This is a genomic window from Stappia indica (assembly GCF_020177335.1).
Lineage (GTDB): Bacteria > Pseudomonadota > Alphaproteobacteria > Rhizobiales > Stappiaceae > Stappia > Stappia indica_B.
In genome coordinates this window covers 386,922-402,283 of record NZ_JAIVMG010000001.1, presented here as the reverse complement: position 1 = coordinate 402,283, position 15,362 = coordinate 386,922, and the positions used below count along the sequence as shown (strand labels likewise).

General features: G+C 66.0%; 12 protein-coding genes. 7 read left to right on the top strand and 5 right to left on the bottom strand.

Going from position 1 to position 15,362, the window contains the following annotated elements; all coding sequences use genetic code 11:
- Positions 1-65 precede the first annotated feature (65 nt).
- Both LC062_RS01745 and LC062_RS01740 read right to left on the bottom strand, forming a co-directional pair.
- Complete coding sequence (locus tag LC062_RS01745) at positions 66-1,022, bottom strand: DMT family transporter (protein ID WP_224909298.1); 957 nt, start codon at positions 1,020-1,022, stop codon at positions 66-68.
- Positions 1,023-1,112: 90 nt separating this feature from the next.
- On the bottom strand, positions 1,113-2,198 hold the full coding sequence (locus LC062_RS01740) for an SPOR domain-containing protein (RefSeq protein ID WP_224909297.1): 1,086 nt from the start codon (positions 2,196-2,198) through the stop codon (positions 1,113-1,115).
- Between the two features lie 301 nt (positions 2,199-2,499).
- On the opposite strand from LC062_RS01740, the gene glmS reads away from it, so the two are divergent.
- Positions 2,500-4,326, top strand: a complete 1,827-nt coding sequence (gene glmS / locus LC062_RS01735) for a glutamine--fructose-6-phosphate transaminase (isomerizing) (RefSeq protein WP_224909296.1) — start codon at positions 2,500-2,502, stop codon at positions 4,324-4,326.
- A 63-nt stretch (positions 4,327-4,389) separates the two neighbouring features.
- Here glmS and LC062_RS01730 read toward each other — a convergent pair whose 3' ends face one another.
- A complete protein-coding gene (locus LC062_RS01730) occupies positions 4,390-5,133 on the bottom strand; it encodes a peptidoglycan-binding domain-containing protein (RefSeq protein WP_224909295.1) in 744 nt (247 codons plus the stop codon).
- A gap of 241 nt (positions 5,134-5,374) precedes the next feature.
- Here LC062_RS01730 and LC062_RS01725 point away from each other — a divergent pair, with 241 nt between their 5' ends.
- Complete coding sequence (locus tag LC062_RS01725; protein ID WP_224909294.1) at positions 5,375-5,728, top strand: hypothetical protein; 354 nt, start codon at positions 5,375-5,377, stop codon at positions 5,726-5,728.
- 430 nt (positions 5,729-6,158) lie between these two features.
- Here the strand turns inward: LC062_RS01725 and LC062_RS01720 are convergent, their stop codons facing one another.
- A complete protein-coding gene (locus tag LC062_RS01720; protein ID WP_224909293.1) occupies positions 6,159-6,506 on the bottom strand; it encodes a YbaN family protein in 348 nt (115 codons plus the stop codon).
- Between the two features lie 278 nt (positions 6,507-6,784).
- Between LC062_RS01720 and LC062_RS01715 the strand changes: the two genes are divergently transcribed.
- Complete coding sequence (locus LC062_RS01715) at positions 6,785-7,462, top strand: DUF502 domain-containing protein (RefSeq protein WP_224909778.1); 678 nt, start codon at positions 6,785-6,787, stop codon at positions 7,460-7,462.
- A gap of 28 nt (positions 7,463-7,490) precedes the next feature.
- Here LC062_RS01715 and recG read toward each other — a convergent pair whose 3' ends face one another.
- Complete coding sequence (gene recG / locus LC062_RS01710; protein ID WP_224909292.1) at positions 7,491-9,593, bottom strand: ATP-dependent DNA helicase RecG; 2,103 nt, start codon at positions 9,591-9,593, stop codon at positions 7,491-7,493.
- 174 nt (positions 9,594-9,767) lie between these two features.
- Here recG and LC062_RS01705 point away from each other — a divergent pair, with 174 nt between their 5' ends.
- The 4 genes from LC062_RS01705 to pdhA all read left to right on the top strand — a co-directional run bounded on the left by LC062_RS01705 (position 9,768) and on the right by pdhA (position 15,355).
- Positions 9,768-10,064: an FAD assembly factor SdhE gene (locus LC062_RS01705; protein ID WP_224909291.1), complete on the top strand. Its 297-nt coding sequence runs from the start codon at positions 9,768-9,770 to the stop codon at positions 10,062-10,064.
- Between the two features lie 79 nt (positions 10,065-10,143).
- A complete protein-coding gene (mfd, locus tag LC062_RS01700; RefSeq protein ID WP_224909290.1) occupies positions 10,144-13,644 on the top strand; it encodes a transcription-repair coupling factor in 3,501 nt (1,166 codons plus the stop codon).
- A 191-nt stretch (positions 13,645-13,835) separates the two neighbouring features.
- Entirely contained in the window at positions 13,836-14,105 is a 270-nt protein-coding gene (locus LC062_RS01695; protein WP_224909777.1) for an FtsB family cell division protein, read from the top strand.
- A gap of 197 nt (positions 14,106-14,302) precedes the next feature.
- Positions 14,303-15,355 carry a pyruvate dehydrogenase (acetyl-transferring) E1 component subunit alpha gene (gene pdhA, locus LC062_RS01690; RefSeq protein WP_224909289.1) on the top strand — a complete coding sequence of 351 codons (1,053 nt, stop codon included), beginning with the start codon at positions 14,303-14,305 and terminating at the stop codon, positions 15,353-15,355.
- Positions 15,356-15,362 lie beyond the last annotated feature (7 nt).

Genomic DNA, 15,362 nt, shown 5'->3' with positions numbered 1-15,362 from the left:
TCGTCTTGAGATGAAGGGCCCGGCCACGCAGGTGGTCGGGCCTTTTTCATGGGCGCTGAAGGCCCTTAGCGCGCCTGCGGCTTCAGCCGGGAGAGGAGCCGCAGCGACAGCCGCTGCACCAGCGCCGGCGGCGCGGTCGCCAGCACCAGACCGCTCATCACCAGCAGGAACCCGGCGAAATGATAGGCGTGCAGCGCCTCGCCCAGGAACACCACCGCCATCAGCACGCCATAGGGCGGCAGGAGATACATGAAGACACCGGTCACCGACGGGCCCACCACCTTGATGCCATACTGGAAGCAGGAAAACGCCAGCACCGAGGAGACCACGGCAACGCCGAAGATCGAGACCCACGCGTCGGAGGTGACCGGGAACTGTCCGGTCTCGGCGATCTCCCAGATCGCGAAGGGAAAGAGGGACACGGTGCCGGTAAGGGCCAGCGCGGCGAACAGCGACAAGGTCGGCACGGCGGTGAATTCGCCCCGCTTCAGCAGTACGGAATAAACCGCCCAACTGAGAGCGGCGAGGGCGAAGATCACATCGCCGCCGTTGAAGCGCAGGCTGAGCAGGGCCGACAGCGAGCCTTCGACCACGATGGTGATCACCCCGAGAATGGCAAGGACGATGCCCACCGCCTCGCGCGCCGAGATGGAGCGTCCGCGAAACAGCCACTCCAGCATCAGGATCAGCACCGGTGACGAGGTGTAGATCAGCGTGCCATTGGTGGCGGTGGTGAAGCGCAGGGCGAAATAGACGCCGGCACCGCAGAACCACATGCCGAGCAGCCCCATGATGCCCAGAAGGTCCCAATGGCGCAGCAGCGTGCCCCGATGGCGGGCAAGACCGCGATGGGCGAAGGGCAACAGGATCAGGAAGGCCAGCGTCCAGCGCAGGAAGGCCAGCGTCCACGGCTCGACCGTTTCCACCGCAGCTCGCCCGATCACCATGTTGGAGGAGAAGAACAGCGGCATGACAAACAGCAGCGCGAACGCCCGATGCCGGGGGGAAGACAGGTCAAGCATGAGGGCAAACCGTTGCGTCGAAGGGAAAAGAACCATTGGAAGCGGGCGCAGGGCATCCGCCGGGAAACATCAATTTATGAGCCGGGAGCGTTATTTCACAAAAACAGTCGGCTTGCAGGGGAATTCCTCTGCCGTCAGGAAGACGCAGGCACCGGCGGCATCGGCGGCGTTGGGGAAGGGCCCGGCGGTCAGTCGGGTACCGCCCTTCGCGGGCGCATCATCGAGAATCCGGCGGCGAACGCCGGAAAGCAGTTTCGGGTATTTTCCGGTCAGGCCGCTCCAGGCTGCTTCGGCGGCCGCCAGCGATCCGTAGGAGCCAAGATCCACGGCGAAGTCCGTGCGGCTGATCCGCTGGCCGCTGATCGAGGCCACCCGCCCGGCGGCCCGGGTCACCGGCAGGGCGTAGCGCTGCGGCGTGTCATCGGGTGCGCCGGCGCTGCCGCCGATGGAGGCGGTTGAGGATGGAACGATGCTGTCCTGCGGCGGCAGGACGATCCGCACCGGTGCCGGAGGAGGGACTGGGAGGACCTTCGCCGCCGGCGCAGCGACAGAGGCTGCGGCGACGGAGGCGGCTTCGGCGGGGGCTTCAGCCGGTTTGCCCTCCGGCTTTTGGGGCAGGACCGGCGCCGGCAGGGTCTCGATCTTGCTCGCCGGGCCGACAAGTCGCTCCACCGCGGTCAGAATGCGATCGCCAAGCCGTGCCACGGGCGCGGGCAGCGCGGCGGCCGCAGGTGCGGCCGGGACACTTCCGGTGATTTCGACGTCTTCCGGCGCGGTCGTCCTGTCACCTGGCTTGGAGACCGTGTTGCCTGGCGTGCCGGGAGTGGTGCCGGCCCGGGCTTCGGCACGAACACGAAACTCATCCCGCAAGGCGGCGAGCGCATGCTTCAGCGTCCCGACTTCTCGTTTCAGGGCGGCGATATCCAGCCATATGCGCCGGTGCTCGTCGGCGGCATCGCTTCCGCCTGCGGACGGGTAAAGGCCAACATCCAGCGGCGACAGGCCGTCGATCGAGGCGGTGGAGGAGACATCCCCGGACGGCGGCAGGGTGACCTGAGCGAAGCTGCGCCCCGTGAAGCCCACTGTCTGGTTGATGAACAGCGAGGAAATACCGACGACACCGAACAGAATCGCGGCACCACCCCACAGGAGCACCCAGCCCATGTCCCGAGACACGGACCGCCGTGGCGCCTTCCCTCTGCTGGTTTTGAGTGGTTTCACGCCACGGGTCCCGGATTCTCGCTAGCTCCTTTCTAGAGAACTCCAAATATGGTTAACAACCGATAAAATCGCCGGTTAAGGTCAGGGAAAACCCGGCGGAAACGTGCCTTTTCAACGCGGTTTTCCGGGGGGGGCGGCAGCGCTTGTCACGAAGTGAAACAGGTTTTGATTGTGCGGATGGGCTCTAGCCTCTCTATGAGTGAGCGCCATCGGGCCCGCCCGATGCCAGACTGCGTGAATCAGGAGACAGCAATCGATGTGCGGAATTGTCGGAATTCTTGGAAGCCAGGCGGTTGCCGCTCAGTTGGTCGACGCGCTGAAGCGCCTTGAATATCGCGGATATGATTCCGCCGGCATCGCCACCCTGGACGGCGGGCAGATCGTCCGGCGCCGGGCCGAAGGCAAGCTGCGCAACCTTCAGGAAAAGCTGGAGCGCGCGCCGCTGGCCGGCAACATCGGCATCGGCCATACCCGCTGGGCCACCCACGGCGCCGCCACCGAACACAACGCCCACCCCCATGCCGCGCCGGGTGTTTCCGTCGTCCACAACGGCATCATCGAGAATTTCCTGGAACTGCGCATGGAACTGGAGGGGCAGGGCGCGCGCTTTTCCAGCGACACGGACACCGAAACGGTGGCCCATCTCGTCTCGCGGGAACTCGCCGCCGGCGCCGATGCGCGCAGCGCAGTTGCCCGGGTGCTGCCACGTCTCAAGGGGGCCTTCGCGCTCGCCTTCCTGTTCGAGGGGGAGCCCGATCTTCTGATTGGCGCCCGGCGCGGCTCGCCGCTGGCCATCGGCCACGGGGAGGGCGAAATGTACCTGGGTTCCGACGCGATCGCCCTGTCGCCCTTCACCGACCGGATCACCTATCTGGAAGAGGGGGACTGGGCGGTCCTGACGCGCGCCGGCTGTGAGATCTTCGACGCGGACAACGCCCCCGTGTCCCGTCCGGTACAGACCTCGCGCGCCATGGCGCAGATGATCGACAAGGGCAATTTCCGCCACTTCATGGCTAAGGAAATCCATCAGCAGCCCGAAGTGATCGGCCATACCCTGACGCGCTATCTCGATCTGGCGAATATGAAGACTATACTCGAAGGTGCGGAAAAGATTGACTTTTCCAAGCTTGACCGGCTGATCATTTCTGCCTGCGGTACCGCCTATTACGCCGGGCTGGTCGCCAAATACTGGTTCGAGAAGGTCGCCCGCCTGCCGGTCGACATCGATATCGCCTCGGAGTTCCGCTACCGGGAAATGCCGGTGAAGGCGGGCGATCTGGCGCTGTTCATCTCCCAGTCCGGCGAGACGGCGGACACCCTGGCGGGCCTGCGCTATTGCAAGGGCGAGGGCATGACCATCGCCGCCGTGGTCAATGTGCCGGAATCGACCATTGCCCGCGAGGCCGATGTGGTGTTCCCCACGGTTGCCGGGCCGGAAATCGGCGTCGCCTCGACCAAGGCCTTCACTTGCCAGCTCTCGGTGCTGGCGGCGCTTGCGGTCCACGCGGGCTATCAGCGTGGGCATCTGGATGACAAGGGCGCGGCGGAGCTGGTGCGCGCGCTTGGGGAAACCCCCGGCTACGTCAACAGGGCGCTCGCCCTGGAAAGCGAGATCGAGGCGCTGGCACAACCGCTGTCGCGGGCCACGGATGTGCTGTATCTCGGTCGGGGCACCAGCTTTCCGCTGGCGATGGAAGGGGCCTTGAAGCTCAAGGAAATCTCCTACATCCACGCCGAAGGTTATGCGGCGGGGGAGCTCAAGCATGGCCCGATCGCGCTGATCGACGAGGACATGCCGGTGATCGTCATCGCCCCGCATGATCCGATCTTCGAAAAGACCGTCTCGAACATGCAGGAAGTGGCCGCCCGAGGCGGCAAGATCATCCTGATCACCGACGAAAAGGGCGCGGAGGCAAGCGGCGCGCTCGCCTGGAAAACAATTGCCTTGCCGGACGTGCCGGAATTCGTTGCGCCGATCGTCCACGCCCTGCCCATCCAGTTGCTCGCCTATCATACGGCGGTTTTCATGGGCACGGACGTGGATCAGCCGCGCAATCTGGCGAAGTCCGTCACGGTCGAATAACCGCTTCCAACATGAAAAAACCGCCCGGCGCTGGTCCGGGCGGCTTCTTCTTGGGCTCGGCCGCTACTGCGCGGCGGGAGCCTCACCGGCTTCTGCTTCGGACGGAGCCTCAGGCTCCGGGCACAGCAGGCCGAGCGACCCGACGCTGATGCAGGACTGACACCAGGTGATGCCCTGGGCTTCCGCCCGTTCCTGCAACTGGGCATCGTCGAGCCCTTCCGGAGGCGGGATGCAGGCACGCCCGCAAGGCTCCACCGATGCGCCTTGCGCGGTCAGCAGCGTGTAGAGCTTGCCGGTCGCGCATTGCGCCCGGTCCGGGGCAAAGTCCGCCAGTCCGGTGGGCTCGGCAGGGGTCTGAGCCGGGCCTGAGGCATCATCGGCGTCCTCCGCAGGAGCCGGTCCCTCGCTGTCATCCGGCTGACTGGCCTCGGCATCACCATCCGCAGGCGGCGTGCCTGCCTCTTCCGGCTGACAGGCCTTGAACAGGGCCGCCAGGGTTTCCGGATCGGTGTAGGGAACCTTCGCCTCGCCGAGACCGGCTGCGGCTCGGAACTCCTCCCAGGCGGAGCGGGTGCGCCGGCCAGCCAGACCATCGACCGTCCCGGCGTCATAGCCGGCGGCGTTCAGGCAGGACTGGATCCAGGTGATGTTGTCCTGCGGGGCCGGACGGGGCCGCTCGGGGGCACAACCGGCGCCATAAGGCCGGTACCCTTCAGCGCAGACGCAGCGCCCCTGGCTCGCCGAATAGACGAAGGGGAAGCTGCAGACCTGGCTGTCGCGCCGGACGCATTCGCCGCCTTCGACCACGTACCCCGACGGACAGATGCAGCCTCCGGCGGAGGTGGAATACTGCCAAGGCGGGATACACGCCGGCGGGGGCGCGATCGGCGGAATCGGTACGGGCAGAATGCACCGACGCTGGAGTGCCGAATAGACATAAGGCAGCCGGCAGACCACCGGCGGGCGAGGCGGCATCACGCAGCGGCCGTTACGCAAAACGCGCGGCGGAGCACAGACCACCGGCGGACGCGGCATCACGCAGCGACCGTTGCGCAACACGCGCGGCGGGGCGCAGACCACCGGCGGGCGCGGCATCACGCAGCGGCCGTTGCGCAAGACGCGCGGCGGAGCACAGACCACCGGCGGACGCTGGGGCATCACGCAGCGGCCGTTGCGCATGACACGCGGCGGAGCACAGACCACCGGCGGACGCGGCATCACGCAGCGACCGTTGCGCAAGACGCGCGGCGGGGCGCAGACGACCGGTGGACGCTGGGGCATCACGCAGCGGCCATTGCGCAAGACGCGCGGCGGGGCACAGACGACCGGCGGACGCTGGGGCATCACGCAGCGGCCGTTGCGCATGACACGCGGCGGGGCACAGACGACCGGCGGGCGCTGAGGCATCACACAACGGCCATTGCGCATGACACGAGGAGGAACGCAGACGGCAGGCCGCAGCTCTGGCCGGATATCGGGCAGGTTCGGGCGGAAATCCGGGACCTGGGCCTGTGCGGAGCCGAGAGCGAGCAAGGTTGCGAGTAAAGCAAGGCAAGCGCTGAGAAGCCATCCGGCTCGGGGATCGATCCCTTCTCGGCGTCGGTTCGGCGTCGATCCGGGGGTGTCTGGGCCTCTGATGAACATTTTCTTACCTCTCGCTTACCTGCTTTACATGACTCCAACGCACGTTCCTGATGGTCATCGCGCCGAGGCTTCCATCCTGACGATTGTCAGCCATCGTGCCGTGACCCGCGTCACAGCGTCTCACAAGAGAGTGATTTTTGGTAAACGAACTGCGCGGAAAGCTCCAGGCCCGTGTCAGGTCTCTGGCGTCACGTTTCCGGCGTCGGGCGCGACAGCACATAGGCCGCGCAGCAGGCGAGGGTGAGGGCGACGGCCAGCGCCAGCGGCCAGTCCGGGTCGGCGCCGAGATAGAACATGTAGAAACCGAATCCCATGCCGCCGACCGCCAGCATCTTCGCGCGCGGGGCAATCGCGCCGTTTTCGCGCCAGGCACGCACCCCGGGACCGAATTGCGGATGCGAGACGATCCACTCTTCCAGCCTCGGCGAAGACTTGGCGAAGCAGCCAGCGGCGGCGATGAAGAAGATGGTCGACGGCAACAGCGGCAGAAAGGCGCCGATCACGCCAATGGCGACCGAGAGGGCGCCAAGCGTCATGAAAAACGCACTTCTGGTGCGCTGATGTCGGATAAGCCCGGAAAGCTGGCGCATATTCCCCGTTACCGCCTGTGTATCAATTCCCCTTTGACCGGGAGTGGCCTATGTAGGTGTCATCACTGTCACGGAAACCCGGGCATGATGGCTGGCAAGAAAGATCCGGCCGACTTCGACACAAGATCAACGTCGGCACAAACAAGGTTGAGCACGCAATGACCGGCAGTTCCGAGGCGGACGATCACGACGACGCAGCGCCGAAGCATACACATTCGAGCGGCATGACCCGTTTGCGCAATTACTTTCTGACCGGTCTCGTCATTGCCGGTCCGCTCGGCATCACCGCCTATCTTACGTGGTCGATCGTTCAATGGATCGACGGCTGGATCAAACCGCTGATCCCCTCCGTTTACAACCCCGATACCTACGTTCCTTTTCCGGTTCCCGGTATCGGACTGATCGTCGCGTTCGTCGGCCTGGTGCTGATCGGCTTTTTCACCGCCAACATCGCCGGACGCACGCTGGTGTCCTACGGCGAATTGCTGCTCGGTCGGATGCCCGTGGTGCGCAATCTCTACAGCGGATTGAAGCAGATCTTCGAAACGGTGCTGGCCGAACGCTCCAACTCCTTCAAGAAGGCCGCCATCATCGAGTATCCCCGGCGTGGGCTGTGGGCGATCGTCTTCATCGCCACCGACGCCAAGGGCGAGGTGGCGGACAAACTGCACGCCGAGACGGATGTGACGGCCGTGTTCCTGCCGACGACGCCGAACCCGACCTCCGGCTTTCTGCTGTTTGTGCCGCGCAACGAAATCATCGAGCTGGATATGACGGTCGAGGCAGCGGCGAAGCTGGTGATCTCCGCCGGCCTCGTCAATCCGGACTACGACAAGACCCTGCCGCGCAAAGGGGCCAAATCCGACAGCGACACCATCCAGACGCCGGAAACGGTGGATTGACGCTGGGAGCGGCAGCGAGGGTGGGCCGTTATCCCGCCCGCAGCAGCCGGATCGCCTCATCGCGGGAAAACAGATAGAGCAGGGAGCGCAGCGCCGGGCCGCGCTTGCCGGTCAGATCGCCGTCGGTTTCCAGCACCAGCTTGGCATCGTCGCGCGCCATGTCCAGGAGCCCTGCGTGCTCGTCCGCCCGCGCGACCTTGAAGCCCGGCGCACCGGACTGGCGGGTGCCCAGGATCTCGCCCTCTCCGCGCAGTCGCAGATCCTCCTCGGCGATGCGGAAGCCGTCGTTGGTCTCGCGCATGATCGCCAGGCGCGCCCGCGCGACCTCTCCAATCGGTGTCTTGTAGAGCAGGAGGCAGGTGGATGCCTCCGCGCCGCGCCCGACCCGGCCGCGCAACTGATGCAACTGCGACAGGCCGAAGCGTTCCGCATGTTCGATCACCATGATGGTCGCATCGGGCACATCGACCCCCACCTCGATCACGGTGGTCGCCACCAGAAGCCGCTTGTCGCCATCCTTGAAGGCGGTCATGGCCGCGTTCTTTTCCTCGCTGGACAGACGGCCATGGACCAGCGCGACCCGATCGCCGAACACCTGTCGCAGCGCCTCGAACCGCTCCTCGGCGGCGGCGAGGTCCGACTTTTCCGATTCCTCCACCAGCGGGCAGACCCAATAGGCCTTGCGCCCCTCATCGAGCGCCCGATGGAGCCGGCCCACCACCTCGTCCATGCGCTCCGACGGCACGGTGACGGTGGTAATCTCCTGGCGCCCGGCGGGCTTCTCGGTCAGGCGCGAGACGTCCATGTCGCCGAAATAGGTGAGAACCAGCGTGCGCGGGATCGGCGTCGCCGTCATCACCAGCATGTCGACCCCATCGCCCTTGGCCGAGAGCGACAGGCGCTGATGCACGCCGAACCGGTGCTGCTCATCGACCACCGCCAGGCCGAGATTGTGGAACGCCACATCCCCCTGAAACAGCGCATGGGTGCCGATGACAAGGTCCAGTTCGCCGGCGGCCAGCGCCTCGCGGGTCTCGCGGCGATAGCGCGCGCCGTCCTTGCCGGTCAGCACCGCCGCGCGAATGCCGGCGGCCTCGCACAAGGGCGCCAGCGAAGCGTGATGCTGGCGGGCGAGGATCTCGGTCGGCGCCATCATCACCGCCTGCGTCCCGGCCTCCACGGCGGCGGCCACCGCCAGCAGCGCGACGATGGTCTTGCCGGCGCCGACATCGCCCTGCAGCAGGCGCAGCATCCGCACCGGCTCGGCAAGGTCCGTTTCGATCTCGGCAACGGCGGCGGCCTGCCCGGCGGTCAGCGCGTAGGGCAGGGCGGCGAGGATCTTCGCCTTCAAGCCGCCGGAAAACACCCGGGCGATGCCCTTGGTCTGGCGCAGCTTGCGCCGCACCAGCGCCAGCGCCAACTGGCTGGCAAGGAACTCGTCGAAGGCCAGCCGCTCCAGCTCCGGCGTCTCGGTGCTCCACGGCCGTTCCGGATCCGGGTGATGCAGGGCAAGCAGCGCCTGCCGGAATGATGGCCAACCGTGCTGCTGGCGCAAGGCCGGATCGAGCCATTCGGCCAGATCGGGAACGAGGTCGAGCGCCGCCGCCATCGCCTTTTGCAAGGTCTTGCCGGACAGCCCTTGCGTCAGCGGATAGACCGGCTCGACCAGCGGCAGATCGCCCGCATCCTCCGCCGCGACGATATGGTCCGGATGCACCATCTGCGGCTGGCCGTTGAACCATTCGATGCGGCCGGAGACCACCAGATCCGCGCCGACGGGGAGGGTCTTCTCCAGCCACGCCGTGTGCGCCCGGAAGAAGACCAGCGTCAACTCGCCGCTGTCGTCATGCACGCGGATCCGGTAGGGCGCGCGGCTGGAGCGGGGCGGCGCCTGATGGCCGTCAACCCGCACGTCCAGGGTAACGATTTCGCCCTCCGGCGCGGCGGCGATGCTGGGCCGGGCGCGCCGGTCGATCACCGAGGTGGGCAGATGCAGCAGAAGGTCGATGACATGCGGTTCGCGCTCCACGCCGGTGCCCAGAAGCACGGCGAGCTGGCGCGCGGTGCGCGGTCCGATGCCGGGAAGCGAGGAAACGGGCGCGAACAGGGGATCGAGTTGGGTGGGCCGCATGGTCCTCTTGCCGGCTGAGGTGGCGAAACAGCGACGGATTGAGTTTCCCGCCGAGGCCGTTATAACCCGCGAACCGGTTGCCGTCTGTCAAGGCCGCTGCTTCGAAACGCAAAGCAAGCGGTGGATGATGGCCCGCGCCGGCGACGATCACCCCCGGGGCGAAGGAACCAGAGCATGGGCGAGCAGTTGCAGACGCCATCGACCGACGACGCGGACCCGAACGCGCCGCGCCGCAAACGGATCCTCTATCGCTGCCAGCATCGCGGCATGAAGGAAATGGACATCCTGCTCGGCGGCTTCGCGCAGCATCGTCTGGCCGAGCTGGGGCCGGAGGAGCTGGACGTGCTCGAAACCCTGATGGATGTGCCGGATCAGGACCTGTTCAGCTGGATGATCGGCCGGGTGCCGGTTCCGGAGGCGTTCGACACCCCGATCTACCGCGAAATCGTCGCATTGCGCGGCAAGATCTGAAGCGGTCGATCCACGGACGCCGGGCGGCGCGCGCTGCCCGCGGGTGAATGGCAAAGCGTGAAGCGCAAGGAACGAAACGGTGCTTGAGACCCTATTCCAGCAGCAGAGCAACACCGTCGTCACCGGCGTGCCCGATGGCGCGGAGGCCTATGTGCTGGCCCGGCTGCTGGCCGGGGGCGGCAAGGGGCTTTCCTGCCTGTTCATCGCCCGCGATGCGCCGCACGCCCGTTCGGTGCAGGACGCACTCGGCTATTTCGCCCCCGATGTGGAGGTGATCGATCTGCCGGCCTGGGACTGCCTGCCCTATGACCGGGTTTCCCCCAACGGCACCGTTGTTGCCCGGCGGCTGGCGGCAATGGGGCGCCTTGCCGGCGGCCTGGCGAATGACCGCCAGACCGTGCTGATCACCACCGTCAACGCGGCGCTGCAGCGGCTGCCGACGCGGGACTGGGCGCGGGCACAGAACTGGCAGGCGCTGCCGGGCAACAGCGTCGACATCCAGGCGCTGGTGACCTGGTTGGAGACCAACGGCTTTTCCCGTTCGCCCACGGTGCAGGACACCGGCGAATACGCCGTGCGCGGCGGCATCATCGACATTTTCGCCCCCGGCATGGCCGCGCCGGTGCGGCTCGACTTCTTCGGCGACACGCTGGAATCAATCCGCGAATTCGACGCCGACAGCCAGCGCACCACCCGTCAGCTCAAGCGCATCGAATTGCTGGCGATGAGCGAGACCACTTTGTCGGAGGAGGTGATTTCCCGTTTCCGCAAAGGCTATGTGGCGCAGTTCGGCGCCACCGACCGGGACGATATCCTCTATCAGTCGATCAGCGAGGGGCGCCGCTACGCCGGCATGGAGCATTGGCTGCCGCTGTTCCACGAGCGGATGGAGACCGTCTTCGACTACGCCGAGGGCGCGCCGGTGGTGCTGTCGGCGGCGATCGACGACGTGGTGCGCGAACGGCTCGATCAGGTGGGCGAACACTACGCCGCCCGACAAGAGGCGATGGGAGCCGGCAAGGCCAGCGGCGCCGTGCCCTACCGGCCGCTGCCGCCGGGTGCGCTCTATCTCGACCAGAGCGGCTGGAACGCGGCGCTTGCCGATGGAACCTCGGTGCGCCTTTCGCCCTTCGATCTGCCGGCGGATGGCAGCGGCCGGCAAACGGTGGCGCTCGATGGCCGCAAGGGGCGCAGCTTCGCCGCCGAGCGCGCCGCCGGCGACATCAACATCTTCGATGCGCTGACCGCCCATGCCTCCGCCCGGCGCAAGGACGGCAGCCGGATCGTCATTGCCTGCTGGAGCGAGGGCTCGCGCGAGCGCCTCTCTCATGTGCTGGCCGATCACGGCCTTGACCGCGCCGCACCGGTCGCCTCCGACGCGGATGCGCGGGCCCTGCCGAAAGGCATGACCGCACTGGCGATTCTCGGTGTGGAATCCGGTTTCGAGATCGATGACCTGACTCTGGTCAGCGAGCAGGACATCCTTGGCGACCGGCTGGTGCGCCAGAGCCGCCGCCGTGCCAAGGGCGCCAATGTGCTGACCGAGGCGGCCAGCCTGTCGCAGAACGATCTGGTGGTGCATGTCGACCATGGTATCGGCCGCTTTATCGGCCTGAAGACCATCGAGGCGGTGGGCGCGCCGCATGACTGTCTGGAGCTGCAGTATGCCGGCGGCGACAAGCTGTTCCTTCCGGTGGAGAACATCGAGCTTCTGACCCGCTACGGCTCGGAGGATACCGAAGCCCAGCTCGACAAGCTGGGCGGCGGAGCCTGGCAGGCGCGCAAGGCGCGCATGAAGAAGCGCATCCTTGAGATCGCCGACGGCCTGATCAAGACCGCCGCCGCCCGGGCGCTGCGCACCGCGCCGCCCATCGACCCGCCGGAAGGGGTCTATGACGAGTTCGCCGCCCGCTTCCCCTATGACGAGACGGACGATCAGCTGAGCGCCATCGACGCCGTTTTCGCCGATCTGACCTCCGGCCGGCCGATGGACCGGCTGATCTGCGGCGACGTCGGCTTCGGCAAGACCGAAGTGGCGCTGCGGGCCGCCTTCATCACCGCCATGACCGGCCGTCAGGTGGCGCTGGTGGTGCCGACCACCTTGCTGGCACGGCAGCATTTCAAGACCTTCTCCGAACGCTTCCAGGGTCTGCCGATCACCGTTTGCCACGCCTCCCGGCTGGTGCCGCCCAAGGAGCTGTCGGCCACCAAGAAGGGCTTGGCGGACGGGTCCGTCGATATTGTCGTCGGCACCCATGCGCTGCTCGGCAAGGGCATGACCTTCCGCGATCTGGGCCTCCTGATCATCGACGAGGAGCAGCATTTCGGCGTGAAGCACAAGGAGCGGCTGAAGGAGCTGAAATCCGAGGTGCACGTCTTGACCCTGTCGGCAACCCCGATCCCGCGCACCTTGCAACTGGCGCTGACCGGCGTGCGCGAGCTGTCGCTGATCGCCACCCCGCCGGTGGACCGGCTGGCGGTGCGCACCTTCATTTCGCCGTTCGATCCGATCGTCGTGCGCGAGGCGCTGCTGCGTGAGCGCTATCGCGGCGGTCAGAGCTTCTACGTCTGCCCGCGCGTGTCGGACCTTGCCGACACCAAGGCGTTCCTCGACGAAACGGTGCCGGAGGTGAAGGTGGCCGTCGCCCATGGTCAGATGCCGCCGGGCGAGCTGGAAGACGTGATGAACGCCTTCTACGAGGGCAAGTACGACGTTCTGCTCTCCACCACCATCGTCGAATCCGGGCTGGACGTGCCCACGGCGAACACCCTGATCGTGCACCGGGCGGATATGTTCGGCCTGGCCCAGCTCTATCAGCTGCGTGGCCGCGTCGGCCGTTCCAAGACCCGCGCCTATGCGCTGTTCACGGTGCCGGCCAACAAGACCCTGACCGCCACCGCCGACCGGCGGCTGAAGGTGCTGCAATCGCTCGACAGCCTCGGCGCCGGCTTCCAGCTCGCCAGTCACGATCTCGACATTCGCGGCGCCGGCAATCTGCTCGGCGAGGAACAGTCCGGCCACATCAAGGAAGTGGGTTTCGAGCTCTACCAGCAGATGCTGGAGGAGGCGGTGGCCCAGCTCAAGGCCGGCGACGACAGCCTTGGCGAGGAAGCGTGGTCGCCGCAGATCCAGGTCGGCACACCGGTTCTGATTCCCGAGCCTTATGTTCCGGATCTGCAGCTGCGCCTGTCGCTCTACCGCCGCCTGTCGGAGCTGGCCGAACCGGAGGAGATCGACGCCTTCGGCGCGGAGCTGATCGACCGCTTCGGGCCGCTGCCGGAGGAGGTGGAACACCTCTTAAAGATCGTCTTCATCAAGGGACTGTGCCGCCGTGCCCATGTGGAGAAGATCGACGCCGGCCCCAAGGGCGTCGTCATCGCCTTCCGCGGCAACGAGTTCGCCAATCCGGCGGGGCTCGTCGCCTATATCGCCGAACAGGGCGTCCTGGCCAAGATTCGCCCCGACCAGAAGATCGTGCTGTCGCGCGACTGGGATACGGCGGAGCAGCGGCTGAAGGGCACTGCCGCCGTGCTTTTGAAGCTGGTGCGGCTGGCGGAGGCGGAAAGCAAGGCCGCCTGAGGGGCGAGCAAGGCGCTGACGCGGGAAAATTACGTTCCGGCGGGTGCCGGCAACGAAGCATTAAGCCTGATGGCACATAGTGAGGGCCGTCGAGCAGTGTGTTCCTGTCAGGTCTCGTCCCCGTGTCATTCAAAACCACCCGATATCGTCGCAAAACCCTTTGGCAGCGCCTCATTGCCCCGTTCGTGGCGATGGCATTGCTGGGCTATTTCGGCTTCCATGCGCTCAATGGCGAGTTGGGCCTTGTCGGCAAGGCGCGTCTGGAGCACCGCTTTGCCGCGCTGGAAACCGAGCTTGCCGAGCTGCGCGGCCAGCGCGAGGAGCTGGAAAGCCGGGTGGCCCTGATGCGCCCGGAGAGCCTCGATCCGGACATGATCGATGAGCGCGCCCGCGCCAGCCTCAATCTCGTGCATCCGGATGAGCTGGCGATCCTGCGCCCCTCGGCAAGGGCTGGTATTTAATCAAGATCAGGTTGATATGGCCATTTCAACCTGATTTCGATTAATCGGCAAATCCGTCATATAATTCATATGCTAAGCGCTGTATGGTCATCGCCGTACGTGGCCTTTTATTGACATTCTCCATCAGGTACCGTCCGCTAGGATTTTCTAGGGGAAGCGCTGTCCCGCAAGGGACTTAAATCATTGAGACGAGGGACATGGCAGCAACGTCGAAGAAAGCAGCCGCCTCGCGCGCGGGAAGCGCCGGGCGGTCCAGGGGAGGGGTGGCGAAAGCAGCGCCCGCGATCGCGGAGTTCACCAAGGAGCAGGAGTTCGACGCCTATCGGCACATGCTCATGATCCGCCGGTTCGAGGAAAAGGCCGGCCAGCTTTACGGCATGGGTCTCATCGGCGGATTCTGTCACCTCTACATCGGTCAGGAAGCGGTCGTCGTCGGCATGCGCATGGCGGCCAGCGAGGGCGACCAGATGATCACCGGGTACCGGGATCACGGCCACATGCTGGCCATGGACATGGACGCCAAGGGCGTCATGGCCGAGTTGACCGGACGCCGGGGCGGCTATTCCAAGGGGAAGGGCGGCTCCATGCACATGTTCTCCAAGGAAAAGAACTTCTACGGCGGTCACGGCATCGTCGGCGCGCAGGTGTCGCTCGGCACCGGCCTCGGCTTTGCCAACAAGTACCGTGAGAACGGCGCGGTCGCGATGACCTACTTCGGCGATGGCGCCGCCAACCAGGGGCAGGTCTACGAAAGCTTCAACATGGCCGAGCTGTGGAAGCTGCCGGTGATCTACGTCATCGAGAACAACAAATACGGCATGGGCACCAGCATCGAGCGTGCCTCCGCCACCACAGATCTTTCCCATCGCGGCGCCTCCTTCGGCATTCCCGGCGAGCAGGTCGACGGCATGGATGTGCGCGCGGTGATGGCCGCCAGCGAAAAGGCGCTGGAGCACTGCCGCTCCGGCAAGGGCCCCTACATCCTCGAAATGATCACCTACCGCTATCGCGGTCATTCCATGTCCGATCCGGCCAAGTACCGCTCCAAGGAGGAGGTGCAGAAGATGCGGACCGAGCACGATCCGATCGAGCAGGTCCGCGCCCGTCTTCTGGAAAAGGGCTGGGCCAGCGAGGATGAGCTGAAGGCCATCGATAAAGAGGTTCGCGAGATCGTCGCCGAGGCGGCCGAATTCGCCCAGACCGACCCGGAGCCGGATGCGTCCGAGCTCTACACCGACATTCTTCTCTGAGGGCGGG